The 21,010-nt window shown below is 70.7% G+C and carries 19 protein-coding genes and 4 pseudogenes; 13 read left to right on the forward strand and 10 right to left on the reverse strand.

The window, feature by feature from the left end; genetic code table 11:
* Positions 1-298: 298 nt before the first annotated feature.
* Together ACWDAK_RS36845 and ACWDAK_RS36850 are read left to right on the forward strand one after the other, a co-directional pair.
* On the forward strand, positions 299-727 hold the full coding sequence (locus tag ACWDAK_RS36845; RefSeq protein ID WP_344639331.1) for a hypothetical protein: 429 nt from the start codon (positions 299-301) through the stop codon (positions 725-727).
* 101 nt (positions 728-828) lie between these two features.
* Positions 829-2,137, forward strand: a pseudogene (locus ACWDAK_RS36850) (IS701 family transposase).
* Between the two features lie 265 nt (positions 2,138-2,402).
* Here ACWDAK_RS36850 and ACWDAK_RS36855 read toward each other — a convergent pair.
* From ACWDAK_RS36855 to ACWDAK_RS36865, 3 genes are all read right to left on the reverse strand, one after another.
* Positions 2,403-2,882: a DUF5994 family protein gene (locus ACWDAK_RS36855; RefSeq protein ID WP_344639332.1), complete on the reverse strand. Its 480-nt coding sequence runs from the start codon at positions 2,880-2,882 to the stop codon at positions 2,403-2,405.
* An 843-nt stretch (positions 2,883-3,725) separates the two neighbouring features.
* Complete coding sequence (locus ACWDAK_RS36860; protein ID WP_427395938.1) at positions 3,726-3,893, reverse strand: hypothetical protein; 168 nt, start codon at positions 3,891-3,893, stop codon at positions 3,726-3,728.
* Positions 3,894-3,921: 28 nt separating this feature from the next.
* Positions 3,922-4,278, reverse strand: a complete 357-nt coding sequence (locus ACWDAK_RS36865) for a PRC-barrel domain-containing protein (protein WP_427395939.1) — start codon at positions 4,276-4,278, stop codon at positions 3,922-3,924.
* A gap of 223 nt (positions 4,279-4,501) precedes the next feature.
* On the opposite strand from ACWDAK_RS36865, the gene ACWDAK_RS36870 reads away from it, so the two are divergent.
* Positions 4,502-4,681, forward strand: coding sequence for a hypothetical protein (locus tag ACWDAK_RS36870; protein WP_344639336.1), 180 nt, complete (start codon positions 4,502-4,504; stop codon positions 4,679-4,681).
* A gap of 304 nt (positions 4,682-4,985) precedes the next feature.
* Here the strand turns inward: ACWDAK_RS36870 and ACWDAK_RS36875 are convergent, their stop codons facing one another.
* On the reverse strand, positions 4,986-7,241 hold the full coding sequence (locus ACWDAK_RS36875; protein WP_427395940.1) for an APC family permease: 2,256 nt from the start codon (positions 7,239-7,241) through the stop codon (positions 4,986-4,988).
* Positions 7,242-7,679: 438 nt separating this feature from the next.
* On the opposite strand from ACWDAK_RS36875, the pseudogene ACWDAK_RS36880 reads away from it, so the two are divergent.
* The 3 genes and pseudogenes from ACWDAK_RS36880 to ACWDAK_RS36890 all read left to right on the forward strand — a co-directional run.
* Positions 7,680-7,859: pseudogene (locus ACWDAK_RS36880) on the forward strand (DUF1918 domain-containing protein); the annotation flags it as partial.
* A 415-nt stretch (positions 7,860-8,274) separates the two neighbouring features.
* Positions 8,275-8,364, forward strand: a pseudogene (locus ACWDAK_RS36885) (universal stress protein); the annotation flags it as partial.
* A gap of 106 nt (positions 8,365-8,470) precedes the next feature.
* The gene (locus ACWDAK_RS36890) at positions 8,471-8,710 is read left to right on the forward strand and encodes a hypothetical protein (RefSeq protein ID WP_344639338.1); all 240 of its coding nucleotides are present in this window, start codon (positions 8,471-8,473) and stop codon (positions 8,708-8,710) included.
* Between the two features lie 95 nt (positions 8,711-8,805).
* On the opposite strand, the gene ACWDAK_RS36895 is transcribed toward ACWDAK_RS36890, so the two are convergent.
* The 3 genes and pseudogenes from ACWDAK_RS36895 to ACWDAK_RS36905 form a co-directional block, all read right to left on the reverse strand.
* On the reverse strand, positions 8,806-9,015 hold the full coding sequence (locus ACWDAK_RS36895) for a SpoIIE family protein phosphatase (RefSeq protein WP_344639339.1): 210 nt from the start codon (positions 9,013-9,015) through the stop codon (positions 8,806-8,808).
* Positions 8,945-9,166, reverse strand: a pseudogene (locus ACWDAK_RS36900) (serine/threonine-protein phosphatase); the annotation flags it as partial. The gene ACWDAK_RS36895 and the pseudogene ACWDAK_RS36900, both read right to left, overlap by 71 nt.
* A 1,147-nt stretch (positions 9,167-10,313) precedes the next feature.
* Positions 10,314-11,240 carry a siderophore-interacting protein gene (locus tag ACWDAK_RS36905; protein ID WP_427395941.1) on the reverse strand — a complete coding sequence of 309 codons (927 nt, stop codon included), beginning with the start codon at positions 11,238-11,240 and terminating at the stop codon, positions 10,314-10,316.
* A 102-nt stretch (positions 11,241-11,342) separates the two neighbouring features.
* Here ACWDAK_RS36905 and ACWDAK_RS36910 point away from each other — a divergent pair, with 102 nt between their 5' ends.
* The 5 genes from ACWDAK_RS36910 to lepB all read left to right on the forward strand — a co-directional run bounded on the left by ACWDAK_RS36910 (position 11,343) and on the right by lepB (position 15,613).
* On the forward strand, positions 11,343-12,146 hold the full coding sequence (locus ACWDAK_RS36910) for a TetR/AcrR family transcriptional regulator (RefSeq protein ID WP_344639341.1): 804 nt from the start codon (positions 11,343-11,345) through the stop codon (positions 12,144-12,146).
* 179 nt (positions 12,147-12,325) lie between these two features.
* The gene (locus ACWDAK_RS36915) at positions 12,326-12,901 is read left to right on the forward strand and encodes a MarR family winged helix-turn-helix transcriptional regulator (RefSeq protein WP_427395942.1); all 576 of its coding nucleotides are present in this window, start codon (positions 12,326-12,328) and stop codon (positions 12,899-12,901) included.
* Positions 12,898-13,803 carry an ABC transporter ATP-binding protein gene (locus ACWDAK_RS36920; protein WP_344639343.1) on the forward strand — a complete coding sequence of 302 codons (906 nt, stop codon included), beginning with the start codon at positions 12,898-12,900 and terminating at the stop codon, positions 13,801-13,803. Before ACWDAK_RS36915 ends, ACWDAK_RS36920 begins: the two co-directional genes overlap by 4 nt.
* Positions 13,763-14,650 carry an ABC transporter permease gene (locus ACWDAK_RS36925; RefSeq protein ID WP_427395943.1) on the forward strand — a complete coding sequence of 296 codons (888 nt, stop codon included), beginning with the start codon at positions 13,763-13,765 and terminating at the stop codon, positions 14,648-14,650. Before ACWDAK_RS36920 ends, ACWDAK_RS36925 begins: the two co-directional genes overlap by 41 nt.
* 183 nt (positions 14,651-14,833) lie before the next feature.
* Positions 14,834-15,613, forward strand: a complete 780-nt coding sequence (gene lepB, locus ACWDAK_RS36930) for a signal peptidase I (protein ID WP_427395944.1) — start codon at positions 14,834-14,836, stop codon at positions 15,611-15,613.
* A 109-nt stretch (positions 15,614-15,722) separates the two neighbouring features.
* Here the strand turns inward: lepB and ACWDAK_RS36935 are convergent, their stop codons facing one another.
* Positions 15,723-16,196, reverse strand: coding sequence for a GNAT family N-acetyltransferase (locus ACWDAK_RS36935; RefSeq protein WP_427395945.1), 474 nt, complete (start codon positions 16,194-16,196; stop codon positions 15,723-15,725).
* Positions 16,197-16,440: 244 nt separating this feature from the next.
* On the opposite strand from ACWDAK_RS36935, the gene ACWDAK_RS36940 reads away from it, so the two are divergent.
* Positions 16,441-17,289: a GNAT family N-acetyltransferase gene (locus ACWDAK_RS36940; protein ID WP_427395946.1), complete on the forward strand. Its 849-nt coding sequence runs from the start codon at positions 16,441-16,443 to the stop codon at positions 17,287-17,289.
* Positions 17,290-17,358: 69 nt separating this feature from the next.
* Positions 17,359-18,543, forward strand: coding sequence for a PP2C family protein-serine/threonine phosphatase (locus ACWDAK_RS36945; protein ID WP_427395947.1), 1,185 nt, complete (start codon positions 17,359-17,361; stop codon positions 18,541-18,543).
* 341 nt (positions 18,544-18,884) lie between these two features.
* Here the strand turns inward: ACWDAK_RS36945 and ACWDAK_RS36950 are convergent, their stop codons facing one another.
* Positions 18,885-19,436, reverse strand: a complete 552-nt coding sequence (locus ACWDAK_RS36950; protein ID WP_344639348.1) for a SigE family RNA polymerase sigma factor — start codon at positions 19,434-19,436, stop codon at positions 18,885-18,887.
* Positions 19,437-19,558: 122 nt separating this feature from the next.
* Positions 19,559-20,506, reverse strand: a complete 948-nt coding sequence (locus tag ACWDAK_RS36955; protein ID WP_344639349.1) for a hypothetical protein — start codon at positions 20,504-20,506, stop codon at positions 19,559-19,561.
* Positions 20,507-21,010: the final 504 nt, after the last annotated feature.

The following is a 21,010-nucleotide window of genomic DNA, read 5'->3' on the forward strand; positions in this document are numbered from 1 at the left end:
TCCTTGGCGACCTGACCGACCGAGCGGTCACCGCGCCGGCACAGCTCGACGATCTCGGCCTTGAACTCCGACGTGAACGAGCGGCGAGGGCGCGGCTTCTTCCCCATGCTCTCCATGATGGACATCATCCTTACCGGGACCGAAGCCCCTGATCAGGGGTGTCCGTCAAAGCGAATCAAGCCCACTAGGACTAGTACGGTTGAAGCCCATGGAGAGATCGGGCGCAAGTCTGTATGGGGACCCGTGCGGCGGTTGCGGCTTCGAGTGGTCGGTGACCCCGGGGGAAGCGATTCGGGTCGTGGAGGAGCTGCCGACTCGCTTCCGCGCGCTTCTGGCCGGGCGCACGGGATTCGAACGTCACCCGGGTCTGTCGTGGACGCCCGCAGCGTACGTCAGCCACGTGACTGACAACCTGCGGAACTGGGCTGAACGGCTTGCCGGAGCCCGGCTGTCCGGGGCGGTTGACGTACCCGGCTACGACCCGGACCTTGTCGCGCGGGCCCGCCACTACAACGAGATCGCTCCCACTGCGGCGCTGTGGTCGCTGGAACACGCGGTCGATGCCCGGGCTGCATCGGTGACTTCCGCGCTGGAGGAGGGGACCGTGCTGCAGCATGCCACCCGCGGAGTTCAGCGCGCCGAGGATGTCGCGCGCAACAACGCCCACGACGGGCACCATCATGCGTGGGATATCGAGCGCATCCTGCGGCACACGACCCCCGTGTGAGAACTGGAACGGCCACCGCGTGATCATCAAGGGTTGTGTCGACTCCTGAAGATCGTGCGGTGGCCGCGGGCCACAGCATAGACGTTGCCCACTGGCGGGCGATGTTCGAACAGGCCATGGCCCGGATCGCGGGCCGGTTCAAACGAGTGGAGCCGCGTGCCACGGCCCGCGCCTTCGTGCTCGGACTGCTGTCCGGCATCGAGCGGAAGAACTGCTGGCGGCCGGCCGAACAGGCCGGCCACCGCCCCGGGCCGATGCAGCGGCTGCTGCGAATCGCCCGCTGGGACGCCGACGCGGTCCGCGACGACATCCGCGCCTACGTCCTCGAACATCTCGGTGCCGCCGACGGCGTCCTGATCGTCGACGAGACAGGGTTCCTGAAGAAGGGCACCGCCTCGGCAGGCGTGCAACGGCAGTACACACCGGGACTGCAGGACGGATCGAGAACAGCCAGGTCGGCGTCTTCCTCGCTTATGCCTCCAGCAGAGGCAGGGCGTTGATCGACCGTCGGCTCTACCTGCCCGACACATCGTGGTGCCAGGACGGCGAGCGTCGCACGCGTGCCGGGGTGCCCGGCCATGTCGAGTTCTCGACCAAGCCCACGCTGGCCGGGCAGATGATCACGTCAGCGTTGGACGCCGGGATCGACGCGTCCTGGGTGACTGGCGACGAGGCATATGGCCAAGACCCCGGCCTGCGTGCCCTGTTGGAGTCCCGCCGGGTCGGCTATGTCCTGGCCGTCGCCTGCAGCACGCGAGTACGGATCAACCAGGGGCGAGTCGCTGTTCGCGCGGATACCATCGCCGAGCACCTGCTGCCCTCGGCCTGGCACCGGCAGAGCGTCGGAGCCGGGGCGAAGGGGCCCCGCTACTACGACTGGGCCTGGATCGAGATCAGCGCCGACCGGCACCGACACCTGCTGATCCGCCGCAACCCGAACAGCGACGAACTCGCCTTCTACCTGTGCTGGTCCCCCAGGCGAGTGCCGCTGTCCGAGCTGGTCCGCGTGGCCGGGACCAGGTGGTGCATCGAGGAGTCCTTCCAAGCAGCGAAAGGCCAGGTCGGCCTGGACCACTACCAGGTCCGCCACTGGACCGCCTGGCACCGGCACATCACCCTGGCCATGCTGGCGCGGGCCTTCCTGACCGTGCTCACCGCCGACGCGACGCCGACCAGGACCGCACAGCCGAACCGGCATCCCCGCAGCACCGACCCGATCGACCTGACCACTCCGGAGATCCGCCACCTGCTCGGCGCCCTGCTGAACCCGCCCAGTACATCCCCGCCCAGGCTGCTGCACTGGTCAACCTGGCGCAGACGCCACCAAGCCACCGCCCGCCGCAGTCACTACCGGCGGCGACTCGCCGACCCCGCGACTGGATAGATCACGAAGTCGCACTGAAGTATTAGTGGGGCGGCCTGGTCGGGGGCACGGTATTCGTTGAGGAGTCCGCCGAACAGTCGGAGATGGTTGATCGCGGCAGCAGGTAGGGGATGACAGCCGGTGCCCGGTCGTTCTCGTCCCGATGTCCCGGACAGGACCGGGCGGCACCAGTCTCGGCACGGGCCGAAAGGAGCGCCCCCGCCTCGTACAGAACCACCGCTGCCCTAGCCCGGCACGACGTGAGTCGGGGGAGGCGGTGAGCGGTGTGGCGTCATGGGCCGGTGAACGGTGTCATCCGCCAGCCGTCGGGTGGTCTGCGGTCGGCACGCCAGCGGCTGTCAGGAGGTCGGTGCCGGTGTGGGTGTTGGCGGGGTCGGCGGCTGCTGTCATCAGCTGCTCGGCGGTGGCCGCATCGGTTTCCGGGGGGATCACCAGGAGCTCCAGGCGCAGGGGGATGAAGGAGCACACGATGACCTCGTCCGCGTCCTGTTCCTGTTCGAACCATCCGACGTGGATGACGTGGCCTGCGACCGGGACGCGCCGGGGGATGACCGGCCAGTGCGTCGGGTTCACGGTGACACGGGTGATCTTCCCCCACTTGGGGTCCAGTGCTGTCGCCAGCGGGGGAAGTTCACGAAGGAGGTCGTGCGAGCGGGGCCACCAGGCGCCGTCCAGGCGGCCCGGGGTGGCGCTGCCGGGTGTCAGCGAGAGTCGGACCGGCGGTTCGGGCCCCGGTGGCTGGGAGGCGGCGGGATCGAAGGTCGCGGTCATGTCGAGTACCTGCCTCGGGCTCGTTGTGGACTACCCGGTGCCGCCGCCGGGGCACCGCAGACGAATCCGCACGTCGCCGACGGCGACTTCTTCCAAAGTAGTCGCAGCCAAGGGCCCCTGGCGAGCGTGGGACTGTCCATGAAGCCGATACCTCGTGAACGCCCTGGCGCCGGCATGGGCAGGACACCGGTCTTGCCGAAGCCGCCCAAACCCGATTTGCCGCCGGACGCCTCGGGTCTCCCTGATGTACACGCCAGGTCGTCGATGACGTTGCGTCAATTTCCCTTGTGGGGAGAGGATTTGGCGGTCCGCGATGAAGAATGGCCCGGTATGGGAGGCGGTGCCACCAGTGTCGTACGACGATCTTCGGGGAGATGACGGTTATGGCGAGGTCCGGGGCGCTGATGGTGGGCCGCCCTTTTACCGCCTCGGCACACCAGCACGCCATCGGCGTCGCCCCCGGCCTCATCCGGTCCGGCTGGCACCTGCACCTGCATTCCTGATCCTCGCGGCCGCTGAACCGGCCGGCCCGGCCACCGGCAGAACCGTCCAAGGGGCCGCTGAACCGGTCGGCCCGGCCACCGGCAGAACCGTCCAAGGGGCCGCTGGACATGCAGTACCAGGACAAAGCCGACGGCGTCACGTATGAGTACGACCTGCACTCGAGCGGAGCGCTGCGGATCCTGCGCGTCTTCGAAGACACTCCGCATGTGGTCGAGGCGTACTTCAGCTGCCGCGTGGCTCCAGGTCGCGGGGCACCTGCCGACGAAGTGGTTCCGAGTACTGATCCGCAGCCGCACCGGTACACCCGCCGCGCGCCGCATGGCGGGTGTACCGGATGTGTCAGCGGTTGGCGGAGCGGCCTCCGCGCCGGAACCTGACGGCGGAGATGACCACGGCGAGCACGAGCACGGCCACGCCGATGAACAGCAGGTAGAGAAGGCCCTTGGCGACGACTCCGACGATGCCGAGCAGGATTGCCACGATGATCAGGAACAGCACCAGTGCCATCCTCGACCTCCTCCGGGATCTGCCGGTCCTACCGGCGTGCCAGGCGCCGTTCGCCGCCCGCGCCCGGCGCGTAGTCCAGCTTGTAGTGGGTGAAGACGGCCGCCTCGTCCTCGGCCGGCAGCTCGCCGTCGGTGTCGATCGCCGGAGCCTTCTTGACCCGGCTCCTGGGGTGGGCGACCTGCAGGTAGCCCGGTCCGACCCTCGCATCGGCGAGGGGGACGAACACCAGGCGGCGGCGCGCGGGCAGCCCGACCGTGACGGTGGCGAACGATGGCTGGTCGGTCGCGGTGTCCACGTAGACGGACTCCAGCGTGCCGATCCTGTGGCGATCGACATCGACCACGTCGTGGCCGCGCCATTCCCGGATGTCACCCGCCTCGAACACCAGCAACCTCCGACTTCGGTGAGCACCTCCCATCGTCCCACCGGGCCACCGCCGCGCCCTGTGGCGAGGGCGGAAGTCCACCGGTCGCCAGCAGCTGGTCAGGCCCATACCGTCGTGTTCTGGAACAGGGTCGTCGTCACAGGAGGCCAGGATTCGGCACTACCGGTGGAATCTCGAGACCCAGGATGACGACGGCCACTGGTCCCAACAGGACGGCGCTCCCATGCCGAACCCGCTGGAATACGACGGACCGCCCCCGCAGGTGGCGAACCACCTGCGGGACGTGTTCGTGCGCACGCTGTCCACTCCCGCTCCCGGCCCCCGGGCGATCACAGTCCGAGCCTGGGAGGGGCGACCCTCGGTCGGCGAGCCCCAGGCCGAAACCGAGTGGTCACGCGAGTAACGCGACCAGTCTCAGCCAGCAGGACGGGCCTGCACACCCTGCCGCGCCACTCCTGTCGGACGTTCCTCCCCCAGGGACGGATCCGGTCATGCGAGGCGCCGGGCTATGTAGGTGCGGGCCGTGCGGCGGCGCGCATCCGGGCGATCTCTGCGCGCCTGTCGGCCTCACCCGGGTCATTGGCCGGCAGGACAGCCGACGGCAGGAGCTCAAGTCGGAGCGGAACTCCCGCTCTGCGGCACTGTCGTCCCCATCCGCGGTGGGCAAGGCGCTCGGGTTGGACGCGTCGGGCTGCTTTCGCGCTGTGCTACACGTGGAACGGGACGGTCGTGACGACGATCTTCGGCAGGGGTCGGAGTGCCCGTCGCAACCGAGCCGCGAGTCGGTTGTGCAGGAGGCGGTGCCGCCAGTGCCGGACGACGATCTCCGGGAGGATGACGGTCAGAGTGAGGTCCGGGCGCTGATGGTGCAGTGACTCGATGTAGTTGACCAGCGGAGCGACGATCGTGCGATAGGGGGAGACCACGATCTTCAGCGGTAGGTGGTCGCCCCACTCACGCCAGTACTCGCGGAAGCGTTGGGCCTCGTCCTCGCTGGGGCTGATGTGGAGCGCGAGGACGGGCTGCTGGAGTGAGGCCGCGTAGGCCAGCGCACGCATGCCGGCCAGGTCCAGCGTGGCGATCGGCACGATCGACAGCGGGTGGATCTCCTCGGGAGTCTCCTCGGTCTCCGCTTCTGACTGGGCCTCGGTTGGCGCCTCGGGCTCGGGGCTCGACGTCTGTGCGTTGGTTCGCTTCGCGCCGTCCTCCGAGCGCGGCGGTGTGATGGTACGGCTGGGGACTTCGACTGCGTGCGGATGCAGTTCAAGCGCTTTGCCGACCACGTCGTAGTGGTGCCGGATTCGTGTCGTCACCAGGATGAACAGTCCCACCACGAGCACGGCGAACCAGGCGCCTTCGGTGAACTTGGTGACTCCGGCGGTGATGAAGACGATCGCCGAGAGCAGGGCGCCGGTGGCGTTGAAGGCCAGGCTCTTGCGCCAGTGGCGGTCGCGCAGGCGCCACCAGTGGACGACCATGCCGGCCTGCGACAGCGTGAAGGCGAGGAAGACGCCGACGGCGTACAGCGGGATCAGCGGTGCGGTCCTGCCGTCGAACGCCGCGTAGATCGCGGCCGCTGCGACCGAGAGCAGGATGATCCCGTTGCTGAAGGCCAGCCGGTCGCCCAACCGCAGGAAGATCCGCGGTGCCTGGTTGTCACGCGCCAGCAGGAACAGGACTCGGGGGAAGTCGTTGTAGGCGGTGTTCGCCGCGAGCAGCAGGATCGCCGCCGTGGCCGCCTGCGTGAAGACGTACAGGAAGCCCGGGCCGAAGGCGCGATGGGCGAGCTGCGACAGCACCGTCTCCTTCGCCGAGGGCACGACGCCGTCGAGATGGACCAGAGCGATGGTGCCCGCGAACAGCGCGATGAGCAGACCGACCATCCAGGTCAGTGTCGTGCGGGCATTGCGCCATTCGGTCGGCCGGAAGGCCGGTACCGCGTTGGAGATCGCCTCGATGCCGGTCATCGCCGTCGAACCGGAGGCGAAAGCGCGCAGCACCAGCAGCACGTCGACGCCCTCGGTCGCCGTCAGCCGCGGTGCCGCAACAGGCTGGAAGCCACGGTCGGCCGCGTCGAACAGACCCAGGGCGACCAGGACGAAGACCGCGAGGACGAAGGCGTACGTCGGTGCGGCGAACAGCACACCCGCCTGACGCACACCCCGCAGGTTCCCGGCGAGCAGCACGGCGATCACGACAACGCCGATCGCAACGATGTCGGGTTCGAGTGAGGGGATCGCCGAGGTGACCGCCGCCATCCCGGAGGCGACCGAGACCGCGACCGTGAGGATGTAGTCGGTCATCAGACCGGCCGCGGCCGCCAGCCCGGGAACGCGGCCCAGGTTGGCGGTGGCGACGATGTACGAGCCGCCGCCGTGCGGGTAGGCACGGATCGTCTGACGGTACGACATCCCGACCGCGAGCATCAGGAACACGATCGTTGCGGCAACCGGCACCGAATAGCTCAATGCGGAGGCACCTCCCAGGACGAGGACTGCCAGCATCGCCTCGGGACCGTACGCGACCGAGGAGAGCGCGTCGGCGGAGAGCACCGGCAACGCCACCACCTTGCGCATCCGCTCATACGCGATCGCGGTGCTCCTCAACGGTGCCCCCAGCAGCACGTGCCGCACCCCGGAACCGACCCGGCCGAGCCGGGAAGGTCGCGTGTCCTCGCCGGTCGCCTCCACGCCCGACGGCTGTCCCCCAACCGGGGAGACCCGCACGAAACGACCGAAACGGACCGGCAGGATCTCCGAAGGAGCGGGATAACGACCGAGATCCGGATCCACGGGCAGCGCACGGCGCCACGCCTCCGGATCCCCCGACACCCGGCCCCACTCACGCCCCACCCAACGCAACACCCCTAGCTGCTCCTCGTCGAGGGTCGGCAGCAGGGCATCGGGGCTGGGCGCGCCGCCTTGCTGTACTCCACCGCCGTCATCCCGATCGGTATTCGACATGCCACACAGTGTTATGCAGGGCGGGCCCGGGCGGTGTACTGCTCGCGTGTCGGGGCGCCCACGTTGGCCCGATGCGCGGGAGGCCCGATCATGAAGACACGGGCAGCGGCACCCGGAAAGCCCGCGCCGGTCCGGGCGGGAGCGCAAGAAGGAGCCACGTTCGACAACATGCCAGGCCGACCCGGCGACACCGAGCGCGAACTGGGCAACGAGCTTCGGGAGCCGGGTGATTCGGTGCTCAGGTCCATGACGCGACAGGGCACGTCGAGGGCCGACGCGATCGGGCAGCCCGCCACGCCGGCACGGCGCCCTGAGCCGGTGGACACCGCGGCGGCTGGATACGGCTGGCCCCAAGAGGACCAGCGGATGTGTGATCCGCGCCTGGGGAGGCTCGCGGATGCCGGGCGGACAAAACCCTTCGGGCGGAAGGAGAACGTGATGAGAGCGGGTGGGGGATACCGGCTCATCGTGGAGAGCCCCACCAGCGGCGAGCCGCGCCGGGACGGTGAGATCGTCGCGGTGCACCACGCGGACGGCAGCCCACCGTACGACGTGCGCCGGTCGGACGGCGGACGGACCACCCTGGTGTTCTCCGGCCCGGGCGCACACGTCCATCACTTCGCCCCTGCCGACCACGCGCGCTCACCTCGATAGCACGGTGACGGGCCGGGTCTCCAGCAGTCCGAAGGGACATGACGATGACTTCTGACGGACGGCCCCCGGTCGTGGTCGGCATCGCCCCTGAGCACCCCAGCCACCTGGTGCTCGCCTGGGCCTCCGACGAGGCGCACCGCCGTGGCCTGCCGGTGCGGTTGCTGCTGGCCAGCCGGTCATTGGCCCGCGCGGCCGTCTGGCCGTTGCGACCCGACCGGGAGGAGCTGGCCTGGCCGCAACGGGCGGTCGGCGAGCACGTACTGAGCGAGGCGGCACGCTTCGTCGGCGAGCGCCACCCGGACTTGCCAGGATCGGTCCGGCTGGTGGACGGGGGAGCCGGCCGAAGTCCTGCGCACACAGGCCCGGGGGGCTGCTCGTCCTGGGCTCGCGTCGGCTGTCCCCGGCCCGGGAACTGTTCACCGCCGGCTCGGTGGCCGTCTCGTTGATCGCGCACGTGAGTTGCCCGGTGGTCGTGGTGCGGGACCCGGAACAGGCCTCGCAGGCGGTCACAGCCCGCGCGCCAGGGGACCGCTCAGGGTTACGGTCGAGAAGGGGATCCGAAGGAGGTGAGCCGCATGCCGGAATACACGTGGCTCCTGTACGTGACCGACCAGCACGGCCGCAGGACCGGCCAGGACGGCCTTCCTGTGCCCTACCCCTTCCACAGCGACGACAGCGCCCAGGACGTCGCCGACAACCTGTGCGGCTACTTCGCGAAGTCGCTTCGTGACAGCTCCCCGAAGAAGATCGAAGTGGAAGTCTGGGAGGGGCGGCAGGCCGTGGAGACTCCCCACGCGAGGGCGGATTGGCCGTAGTCGAGCTCTCACAACTGTTCGACGAACATGTTCTGCCAGGCACTTGCTGCGGGGTCGGCTGAGTAGCCCCCCCGACAGTAACTGGAGCAGGCCGTCTACAAGTCCGGGTTGGCGAGGTGATCGGCGGTGCCGCCGCGCCACTCGACCAGGAAGTCCAAGGTCTGGATGACCCGGTGGTCGCGGATCAGCAGCGGGGCAGGGTGGCCCGCGTTGACCCATTGCAGGTGGCCCGTTGCGATGTCCAGCCGGCGGTACCAGCATGAGTTGGCCGTAGTCCTGAAGGAGGATCGAGATATCCCGGCCACCGATCGCGCGCACCTCCTCCGCCACCAGCGGAGCGATGAGCTGGGGCGGCAGCTCATGAGCCCGGTTCAGCAGCCGCCCCAGCAGCCGCTCACCGAATCCTTCGGGCCGGTCCACCACAGCCTTGCGGTTCTCCCGTGCGAATTCCGCCATGGGTACCTCAGTTCCCCGCGGCAGCCTTTTCCTCGTCCGGCTTCCCTGTCTTGCTTCGACGTAGATCCGCGGGCGTCTCACCGACGTTTTCTCCGTCCCAGCGTCGCACCGGCTCTCACCTCGCGACACCCGAGCCCGGATGGATCTCGTAACTGTGGGATGCGGCCCATGGTGCGGCTCATAGCCGAGGCGGGCAAGGTGTTCGGGTGGCCCCTGCAGCCGACCAACGGAAAAGCGTGACGCGAGCGACGGCCGCATCAGGAGCCGCACGGCCCCGCGTCTGTCCCCGGCGGCCCGATCGGGACAGGCAGCCGCGGGGGTGAGCTCATACGGCGGTATTTGTGAACCCGGAGGTCCCGAATACGCGTTTTGGGGAGTAGCCTGGAATGTGCCGGGAGAAGTTACCGGAAAGTCGATCGCGAGGAGGCGAATATGCAGCTCGGTAAGGCAGGAGCCCTGATTCTGCGACTCGTGATCGCGAAATTCCAGCCCAGCCTTTCGGCTGGGAGATAGCGGGGCCACGTAGGGGCCGGGGGCGCAGGTGCAAATCCTGTCGTTCAGACCAGTGTTTACGCAGGGCGTAGGCCGTTTCCGCAGAGATGCGGGGGCGGCCTTTTTGCTGTTCCGGCAGGTAGCAGCCGCAGCGAGGTTCCATCATGCGGCCACCGACATGCGGGCCGTTTCCTGCCATCGCTCTCCAGCGGGTGCCGAGCCGTCTCCGCGACAGCTCGCACCCACGGCCTACGTCTGCGCCACCGAGGCGTGGCCAAGACCCGTGGTCGATTCCGGCAGGCCGGGCCAAACTGCTGCCGGACACGATCAGCCAGCCGGTTGAGTCGGGCTCGGTCCCGCTGGGGACGGAGACGACGGCACTGTCGACGATCTCGGTTCGTGCTCCTCGGAATCTTGCTGACATTTTGCTGACTCCGCAGGGTCCGTCAGGCCCCTGAGCTGGGAAGAACCGCCAGGGGCGTGATAAGTAGTACTTAACTGTCGCAGTTGGCCGACACACCACACGGCTCGGCGCACCACCCGCTGGTGGTGTGCCGGGCCGTGTGGCTCGATCGGAGGCGGAGTGCGGTTCAGGGCGCCGACGAGGTGACACCCGGGCCCGTCGGGACCTGAGCGCCGAACCCCTCCGACGCCCTCACCCCTCCCCGGCCCCTCCGGCCCGGGCCTGGGCCAGGCGCTCCCGCGCCTCGGCCAGGTCCTCCGGGGTCGGGGCGTCGTCCTGGGACAGCTTCAGCCGCCAATAGCCGGTGAACTCGATCGACTGTTTGCCCAGCCCCCGATCGTGCACCAGGTGCCGGCGCAGGGCCCGGACCTCGGAGGACTCACCGGCCAGCCAGGCGAAGGCGGAGCCGGCGGGGAACTCGGCCCCCCGGACGGCTTCGAGCAGCGCCCCGCCCCGCCCGGGCAAGGTCCCGTCCCGGTGCAGCCAGTGCAGGCTCACCTCGGCGCGGCTGTCGATGCGCTGCTCGTCGGCCGCTTCACCGACCTCGATCCAGGCCAGCGCGCGGGCGCCCTCGGGCAGCGACTCCAGCAGGGTCGCGATCGCGGGCAGTGCCGTCTGGTCCCCGACCAGCAGGTACCAATCGGCCGCGCCGAGCGGCCGGGCGTAGTCGGCCGACGGACCGTACCGACCGATCACGTCGCCGGGCTGCGCGGCGAGCGCCCAGCGTGTCGCCGGGCCGAGACCGTCACCGCGGCCGTCCGGCGCCCGGCCCGGCTGCTCGTACGACTCCAGGTGCGGATCCCCGTGCAGGACGAAGTCGATGTCGATCGCGCTCCGGTCCGGGTGGTGAGCGCGGACGGTGTAGCTGCGCAGCCACGGCCGCTCGTTTTCGGGAATCGCCAGATAGGCCTGGTACCAGCGCATCGCGTCACTGCCCTTCCCCGGCACCGGAAGCCGTGGAACGGACTGCCCGGGCCGCGGGAAGATCAGTTTCAGCTGCTGGTCCGGCCAGCACGCAAGGTCGCCAAGTGCCTTGCCGGTGAAGGTGATTCGCACCATGTGCGGCGAGAGGCGGCGGACGGCGGCCACCGTGAGGAACGAGACGAGCTGCTCTTCCATGGCACTCCCCAGAAGTCGTCGGGCTCAGCCCGGCCGAATGCTAGCCTTTACGCCGTAAAGCGCGAGGCGCGAAATGGACTTTACACCGTAAGGAGACAAGCGTTGGTCGTTTTCGCCGGGCGGGGAGACGCCGGCCGCTCGATGGCACTGCTCTGGCGCACCACCGAACCGCACCGCACCGCCGAACCGCGCCGGGGCGCCGGCCTGAGCGTGGATCTGATCGTGGACGCGGCGATCGAACTGGCCGACGCCGAGGGGATGGCCGCGCTGTCCATGCGCGCGGTGGGCGACCGGCTCGGGTGCACGGCGATGGCGCTGTACACCCATGTCGCGAACAAGAACGAGCTGCTGGATCTGATGCACGACCGGGTGCTCGGCGAGCTCACCGGCGAGCACGGGCCCGACCGGGGCTGGCGTGCGGCGGTGACGGCCTGGGCCGGTGACGCCTGCGCGTTCTACCTGCGCCACCCGTGGGTGCTCCAGGTCTCCCAGGCCCGGCCGGTGCTCGGACCGAACGAGTACGGCGTGCTGGAGGCCGTGGTCCGGATCCTGTACGCGACCGGCCTGCCCGCCGGGGTACTGCGGCGCCTGGTGGGATCACTGTTCCACCTCGTCCGGGCGACCGCGCAGACCATCGCCGAGTCACGCCAGGCCGCGAACGCCACCGGGGTCGGCGACGCGGAGTGGTGGTCGGCCCGCTCGGCCATGCTGCTGGAGGTCGCACCCGACTTCGCCGAGCGGTTCCCGACGGTGGTCCGGCTGGAGACCGAGGGCGCGGTCCAACCCGTCGACGACGGTACCCCCTACCTGGAACGGGAGGCCAGGGAGACGTTCGACATCGGGCTCACCATCCTGCTGGACGGGGTCGAGGCCGCCATCCTCCGCGCCGGATCGGCCGCAGGCTGAGCCGGATCCCCTACACCGGATCCCCACCGCCGGATGCCCCACCGCCGGATGCCCACGCCGGATCGGCCACGGGCTGAGCCCGATCTGCCGAGCCGGTCCGGGAGTTCGTGTCACGCCCCGAGTCGGATCCTCCGAACGCACCCTGCCGTTAGCTCTTACTCAGAGCTAAAATCGTGGACATGGCGCCGAAGGACCTCGCCGGCGAACTCACCGAGCAGTTGGCCGGCTTCCAACGGGTGTTGCGGCGAAGGCTCCGCAGCGGGAGCACGCCGCGGCTTCGGGGCGCTCAGGTCGAACTGATGCGCCTCGTGGAGGCCCAGCCCGGCCTCCGGGTCTCGGCCGCGGCCGAGGAGCTGTTCCTGGCCGGCAACTCGGTCTCCACGCTGGTCAATCAGCTGGTCCAGGCCGGGCTGCTGCGCCGCGAGCCCGACCCGCTGGACCGCCGGGCGGCGCTGCTGTACGTCACGCCGGCGGCCGTGGACCGGATGCATGCCTGGGACACCCTGCGCAGCGACCTGGTCCGGGAGCGTTTCGCCGCGCTGTCCGAGGAGGACCGGGCGGCACTCGCGGCCGCGCTCCCCGCGCTGCGCAGGCTGACCGAGAGCCTGTGCCAGGAGGAGTGCGCGGCACCGGAGTCGTCCGGCCGGGACCCGTGCGGCCGGGGTCAGTGCGGTACCGAGTACGGCGATCGGGAGCACCGCGAACGGGAGCACGGCGAACCGACCCACTGCGGGCAGGAGGGAGACCCGACATGACGGTGGCAGAGCCTGCCGGGCACGACCGGCGGCCGGACCTCTCCGGGCCGGATGCGCTGCGCTGCACCGGACTTCGCTACTACTTCGGCAGCACGCGGGCCGTGGACGGGGTGGATCTGGAGGTCCGGCCCGGGGAGGTCTTCGGACTGCTCGGCCCCAACGGCGCGGGCAAGACCACCGCGATCCGGGCGATCACCACGTTGCTGCCGGTGCCGCCGGGGATGGTCGAGGTGTTCGGCCACGACTGCGCCCGGGAACGGATGGCCGTGCGGCGCCTGCTCGGTTACGTGCCACAGCAGTTGTCGGCGGACAGCGGGCTGACCGGCCGGGAGAACGTCGCGCTCTTCGCCCGGGTCTTCGACGTACCGCGCCGTGAGCGCGCCGCCCGGGTCGCCGCGGCGCTGGCGGCGGTCGGGCTGACCGAGTCGGCCGACCGGCTCGCGGGCACGTACTCGGGTGGCATGGTGCGCCGACTGGAGCTGGCGCAGGCCCTGGTCAGCGCGCCGCGCTTGCTGATCCTGGACGAACCGACGATCGGGCTCGACCCGATCGCCCGTACCAGTGTCTGGGAGCACATCACCCGGGTCAGGGTGGCCACCGGGATGACGGTCCTGGTCACCACGCACTACATGGACGAGGCGGAGCAGAACTGCGACCGGGTCGCCCTGATGCACCGGGGGCGGATCCGGGCCGTCGGTTCCCCGGAGGAGCTCAGGGCCGGGCTCGTCCGCGCGAGGCGGTCCACCGGGGCCGCCACCGACGGGCCACCGACAGCGCCGACCCTGGAGGACGTCTTCCGGCACTACGCCGGGAGCGGCCTCGACGGCCGGGAATCCACCGAGGACGGAGGCGACTTCCGAGATGTCCGCCGTACCCGCCGCACCGCGTCCCGCGTCGGCTGACCAGGAGCCGGGCACGTCCGGGTCGGCCGGCACCGCGTCGTTCCAGGAGAGCCTGCTGCTGACTCCGCCACGGCCCCGCCGGGGCTGGCGGATGGTGGCCGGCCGGCTGGCCGCCATGTGCCTGGTGGAGCTGCAGAAACTGCGGCACGACCGGACCGAGCTCTACACCCGCGCCGTGCAGCCGGTGCTCTGGCTGCTGGTCTTCGGGGAGACCTTCACCCGGATCCGGGCAATCCCGACCGGTGACGTGCCGTATGTGGACTACCTGGCGCCCGGGATCATCGCGCAGTCCGCGATGTTCATCGCCATCTTCTACGGGATCATGATCATCTGGGAGCGGGACTCCGGGGTACTGACCAAGTTGCTGGTCACGCCGACCCCGCGGTCCGCGCTGGTCGCCGGCAAGGCCTTCGCCGCCGGGGTCAAGGCCCTGATCCAGGCGGTCGTGGTGGTGCTGGTCGCCGCCGTGCTGGGCGTCTCGTTCAGCTGGAACCCGTTGCACCTGGCCGGAGTCGCCGTAGCGGTCATGCTGGGCTCGGCATTCTTCGCCTGTCTGTCGGTGTCGATCGCCGGGATCGTGCTCACCAGGGACCGCCTGATGGGCATCGGTCAGGCCATCACCATGCCGCTGTTCTTCGCCTCCAACGCGCTCTACCCGGTCTCGCTGATGCCGGGCTGGCTGCAGGCCATCAGCAAGGGCAATCCGCTCAGCTATGAGGTCGACGCGCTGCGCGGCCTGCTGCTCGGCACCCCCGCCCACCTCGCCCTCGACTTCTCGGTGCTGGCCTGCGCCGCGCTCGTCGGCATCGGCACCGCATCCGCCCTGATGGGGCGGCTGGCACGCTGACCGGGGCCGGACCCGCCGGGTACCGGGAACCACCGTGCGTTGAATGGGGGTGGGGGCGCACCGGGCGTCCTCGCAGGCACGGGTATGGACACGGGGGACGGCATGGGCCACAGACTGGGACGGAATCGGGCAGCGCGCGCCCAGGAGCGTGCGAAGCGTCCGATGTGGGTGGAGATTCCGGTCATGGCCGCGATCGCGCTGGTACTGGCCTTCGTCATCAAGACGTTCTTCGTCCAGGCCTTCTACATCCCGTCCGGCTCGATGGAGAACACCCTGCGGCTGGGTGACCGGGTCCTGGTCGACAAGCTGACACCCTGGTTCGGCTCCACGCCCTCGCGCGGCGACGTGGTGGTGTTCCGGGATCCTGGCGACTGGCTGGCCAACGAGCCCACGCCGCACGCCGGTGTCGTGCAGAAGGCGCTGAGCGCGGTCGGGCTGATGCCGTCGGCCGACGAGAAGGACCTGATCAAGCGCGTCATCGCGGTCGGCGGGGACACCGTCAGGTGCACCGCGGGCTCCCCCGTCTCGGTCAACGGCGTCGCGTTGAACGAGCCCTACCTCTACCCGGGCGCGACCCCCTGCGACAACGACCCGGTCGGGACGGTCACCGTGCCCAAGGGCAAGCTCTGGGTGATGGGCGACCACCGCGACAACTCCGAGGACTCGCGCTTCCACCAGCTCACCGCCGCGGGCGACGGCTTCGTCCCGCAGGAGAACGTCATCGGACGCGCCTTCGTGGTGGCCTGGCCGGTCTCGCACTGGGCCACCCTGCCGGAGCCGGACACCTTCAACCAGCCCCAGCTCCGGGCGCAATCGGCGTCCGACGCACCCGCCGCCGAGTCCCCCGCGCTGCTTGGCGTGGCCTCGGCAGTCCCGCTGACGTTCTGGCTGCGGCGCCGACGCACGGCGGTCACGGCCTCACCCGCAGCAACCGCAGCCGTCGCGCCGCAGGGGCGCGAGTAGCCGCACGGCGTACCGTCGTGCGGCTACCGCTCCGGGCGATCCGACCGGGTCGCGGCGGGCCGCCGGCGGCCGACCGCACGCCGCCACCCGGTCGACGGCACTTCGGGGTTCAGCCGGCGGTGGCGAGCGGTTCGGTCAGCTGCCGCTCCTGGCCCGCTCCGCTGCCCTGGAAGCCGTTGCGGCGGTAGAGGTTCTCGGCACGGGTGTTGCCCGGTGCCACCGACAGCCAAAGGGCGGTCACGCCCCGCCGCCGCGCCCATCGCTCGACCTCCCGGATCAGGAAGTCCCCGACACCCCGGCCCCGGGCTCCGGGGCTGACCCACATCGTGATCAGCTCGGCGATGTCGTCCTGCTCGGTCGGGACGCCGCTGACCATCCCCGCGGGTGTGCCGTCCAGGACGGCGACGATGTTGTACGAGCCGGGAAGCTCCAGCCGCGAGCGCCAGTGCTCCTCCCGGTCGCCCTCGCCCTGCCAGTCCGCGAGCGTGGCGCCGAAGGCCTCCGGCGCCTCGACGAGCGAAGCGAGCCGGAGCTCCCGCCAGAGCTCCCAGTCGTCCGAGGTCAGTACCCGTGGCTCGATCACGCCGGGTAGTCTGACCACTCGCCGCAGTGGGCGGCAACCGATTTGTCCGGCACGGGAGTTCGGCGGGCATCGGACCACCCGGCCGGGTTCCGGGCAGGGTCGGTGCCGCACGGGCGGCCGGCTTCGGTGGGTCCGGGCCGTCCGGCCATCCTCCAGAGCCGCCGGGCCGCGCCCGACCGGATCGGTGAGCGCCCGCCGGCGAAGACCGTACGTCGGGGCGGAACCCGCCCGCGAAGGAGCCGACATGGACAGCAGTACCTGGGACGCCGTCGACCGCCTGGTCGGCTGGCTCGACGGTGAGAGCCGGCTCTCGGCGGGGGACGAACGGCTGCTGCGCATCCTCAAGCTCTCCGAGGAGGTCGGCGAGGTCGGGCAGGCGGTCATCGGCGCGACCGGGCAGAATCCGCGCAAGGGCGTGACCCACTCCTGGGAGGACGTGCAGCACGAGATCTGCGACGTGGTCCTCGCCGCCCTGGTGGCGCTGCGCACCCTCACCCCCGAGGCCCGCGAGGTGTTCGCCGAGCGGATGGCCCACGTCGAGGCGCGCTCGCTGGCCGCGCGTTCACCGGTGCCCGGGCTCGACGTCCCGCCGACCGGGCGGCTGGACCTGTTGCCGCTGCGGGTGGAGCACGCCGAGGAGATGGCCGAGGTGCTGGGCGATCCTCGGCTGCACACCTTCATCGGCGGCGAGCCGTACGGTCCGCAGGCCTTGCGCGCGCGCTACCAGCGGATGACCGCGGGCTCCCCGGAACCCGGGGAGCTGTGGCTGAACTGGGTGCTGCGGCTGCGCGAGGAGAGCCGGCTGGTCGGCGCCGTCCAGGCCACCGTCAGCGGTTCCACCGCCGAGCTCGCCTGGGTCATCGGCACACCGTGGCAGGGGCGCGGCTACGCCACCGAGGCCGCCCGTGCCCTGCTCGACCGCCTCGTCGGACAGCCCTTCGCCCCGGCCGTACCGCTCACCGCCGTGGTCGCGCACATCCACCCCGACCACCACGCCTCGGCCGCCGTCGCCACCGCCCTGGGCCTTCGCCCGGCCGGCCGCCGCGACGACGGCGAGCTCCGCTGGCAGCTCGATCTGGCTCAGGTCCGGTAGCTCGGTTCGGAGCGGGTCAAACCGGGCGTGGATGTGCCATAAAGGAGGTGAAGAGGAGCAGCGCGAGGAATGATGGACACGGCCGAGGACCGGTACATCCCGCGTCGCGCGTCGGGCCTGCGGGCGCTGACGCCCCCGCGCAGTGTCAAGCCGGTCATGAGTTTCCGGGGCCGCGATGTCTCCTGGCTGCTGCCCACCGTGCTGCTGGCGGTCATAGCGCTCGGTGACTGGAACTCCTCCGGGGAGTTCCGGATCGTCACCTGGATCGTGCTGGTACCGGGGATCGCGGCGGCCGTGTGCGGTCCGGTGGTCACCGCGGTGTTCGCCGCGGCGGCGGCGTTCGGCTACCCGTGGCTCGACAACGCCTGGCCGCACCCCGACCAGATGGGCCCGACCGACCACGCGCTGGTCGTCGTCGGCGGCCTGGTCGCCGTACTGGTGTCCTGGCTGCGCATCCGCGCCCAGAACCATCTGCTCCGGGTGGAGAACGCCGCGGACGCCACCCGCCAGGTGGTGCTGCGGCCGATCCCGCCCGGGACCGGCGGTCTCGACGTGGCCGGCGCCTATCTCGCCGCGGACAGCGAGGCCCGGGTCGGGGGCGACTTCTTCGAGGTGCTGGCCACCCCCTACGGCGCCCGCGCGCTGCTGGGCGATGTGCAGGGCAAGGGCGTCGGCGCGGTCTCGGCGGCCTCGGCGCTGGTCGGTACCTTCCGGGAGGCGGGCTACCACGAGCCTGAGCTTGCGAGCGTGGCCGAGCGCCTGGAGAGCCGGATGATCCGCAACAACGACTACTCGGCCGCCATGGGCCGTCCCGACGAGCGGTTCGCCACGGCGGTTCTGGTGGGCTTCCCCCCGCCGCGGGACGGTCTCGCTCCCGAGTGGATCGAGCTGGTCAACCTGGGTCACGAGGGCCCGCTGGCCATCGGTCCCGACGGCGTACGGGTGCTCCCCGAGGGCTGCCACCCGCCGCTGGGCCTGGGCGGACTGGTCGGCGGGGCCCCGCGGGCGGTGCGGGTGCCGTTCGGCAAGTCCGACAGTCTGCTGCTGTTCACCGACGGGGTGAGCGAGGCCAGGGACCGGCAGGGGGTGTTCCTGCCGGTCCTCGCCCGGCTGTCCGGGACCACTGGCGTACGGGATGCGCTCTCCGTCGGCGAGCTGGTGAAGCTGGTCGAGCGGATGGTGCTGGAGCACACGCGCGGACGGCTCAGCGACGACACCGCGATCCTGGCACTCAGGCGGCTGCCGGAGGGGTAGCTCCGGGGTAGCTCCTCCACCCCCGCGAAGAGGTGAGCCGGAACAGGGTGGCTCCCGGGTCGTGCCGCACGCTCGGACGGACGGCTTCCGCTTCAGCTTCGCCCGGACCGTCTCCGGTGCCGCGATGTCCGTGTCGTCCAGCAGGTCGTCGACGACTCGGCCAGGGCCTAGCGGCGGGTGGCGTTCGCGGCGAAGGGTCGCGCGGCCCTTCGCGGTCAGCGCGATCCGGACCGGCCGGAGGCGGCGATGCCGCGCAGGTGGTGGGCCCTTCACCCCGGTGACGGCCGCGGAGGCACTCGCCCACCGCGACTCCCACAGGTCGCGCTGACCGGCTCCACCGGTCAAGCCCTGGCCGCCGCGCTCCACAGCCGCAGGTCGCTCTCGCGGCCGGAGTCCTCGAAGAACAGCTCGCGTTCGTTGCCGAGCTGCTCGCGCAGCACGGCCAGCGCCCGCATGCTGCGCGACTTCACCAGGGACGGGGTGACCGAGAGGATCTCGGCGGTCGTCTCCACGCTGTGGTCCTCCCAGTAGCGCAGCAGCAGGATCGCCCGGTCGCGCGGGGCCAGCCCCCCGAGCGCGTCCAGCAGCGTCAGCCGTACGGCGGTGGGGTCGCTCTCGGCGGTCCGGTCCGGCAGGTGGTCCACGGCGATCTCGCTGCTGCTGCGCAGCCGGCGGTGGTCCAGGAGGGTGTTCAGCAGGACCTTGCGGGCGTAGTGGAACGGGTCCTCCGGGCCCTTGCGGCCGATCCGGTTCCACGCGACGTACATCTTGGTGAGCGTGCTCTGGGTGAGGTCCTGAGCCAGGTGCCAGTCACGGCACATCAGGTAGGCGATCTGCCGCAGGCGCACCACGTTGGCCTCGGCGAAAGCTATGAACTCGGGCTCACCACGCATGAGCTGTCCCCCGTTCTGGCCGGCTTACCGGCTTGGAAACGATATCGGCGCTGCGGCCCCCGGTGACGTCGGAACCGCAGCGCGGCCGGTCGGTCGCTGCTGATAGGTGCTTGGATCGGGTACTACGGGATGTCGGGTAGGTCCACGAACCGGACCGCGCCCGCCTTGACCACGGCGGGGTCCAGCCGGAGGCCCAGGGCGGGATCCCCGGCGATGGCGACGGCCTGGTCGACCGTCAGTGCCTGCACTCCGAGCCGGCTTCCGTCGTCCTTGAAGTTCAGGCAGGTCCCGAGGGCGAGTTGCACCGAGGTACCGTCACCGTGGTCCGCCTCGACCACCGTGTCCTGTATGCAGTTGCCCGCCATGTGTGTGACCCGCACGGTGTGGCCGGCCGCGCTGGTCAGGCATTGCGCCGCGCCACGGCAGTCCACCGGGCGCGTGTTGTAGTAGACGCTCACCCGGATGATCCCGGTTCCCGCCTGTGTGGTCAGGAACGTCTGCACCATGGGCGCGTCTCCGGGACTCCCCGCGTAGTTGCCGGTTCCGGGATTCCCCGCGTAGTTGCCGATTCCGGGATTCCCCGCGTAGATACCGGTTCCGGGATTCGCCCCGTAGTTACCGGTCCGACCGGGCGGCAGCAGCCGCAGCAACTGCTCCAGCAGCCCGGTGGTCGTGGCGGGGACCTTCTCCTCACCGGAACCGGCCGGGGGTTTGGTCGCACCGGCGGCCGCAACCGTGGGGTCGGAGCTCCCCTGGGCTCCGGAGGACGGCGGAGTGTCCCCCGGGGTGGTGGCGGCCACAGAGGGCCGCGGGGACGCCGGGGCGGTCGTGCCCGCGGCCGGATCGAGCGCCACCGGAGCTCCCCTGCCCGCCGGTCCCCGGTTCACCACCAGTCCGAGCAGCGTGGCGACGACGGCGACCGCGGTGACCGATCCCGCCACCGCCGCCCATCTCCGCAGCCTCCGGGTACGCCGCCCGGCCCTGGCGGCCTCCTCGACCAACCCGCCCAGCGCGGGCGGCGGCGGTTCGAGCGACAACTCATCGCTCAGAACCTCACGGAAATCATCCATCTCATTCCCCAGTCGCATCGGCCGACCCTCCGGTCGGGTGACCCGGCCGACCCGCTCGGCTACCGGCCCCGGCCTTACCCACGGGTCGGGCAGGCGATCAGGTCGCACCCCGGCTGCGGCAAACCTCCCGGCACGGGCCGGGCAGCTGCCGTGCCTACGCGCACCGGATGCCACTTCGGCTCCGATCGGACACGCACGGCCCAGTGGAGCAGCGCGAGCAGGCCGGTCCCCACGTCCGGCGCGCAGACCGCCGGCCGGCCGACCGCCGCATGGGCTGTGGTGGAGATCACTTGCACCGAGGCCGCTGCCGATCGACCACCCGGTGGCCGCTCCCGCCCCAGGTGCCGACCGGGGGAGGAACGGCCCCAGCCAGTGCCGCATCAGGCAACGTTCGCGTGGGTCCGCTCCTCTAGGCAGTGTCCTGGCGATCAGTTGAGTCGTTGATACGACTATGGGGTGTAGGAGTGATCTGACGGATGCCCAGTGGGAGCGCCTGGCGCCGCT

This window comes from Kitasatospora sp. NPDC001175 (assembly GCF_053598215.1).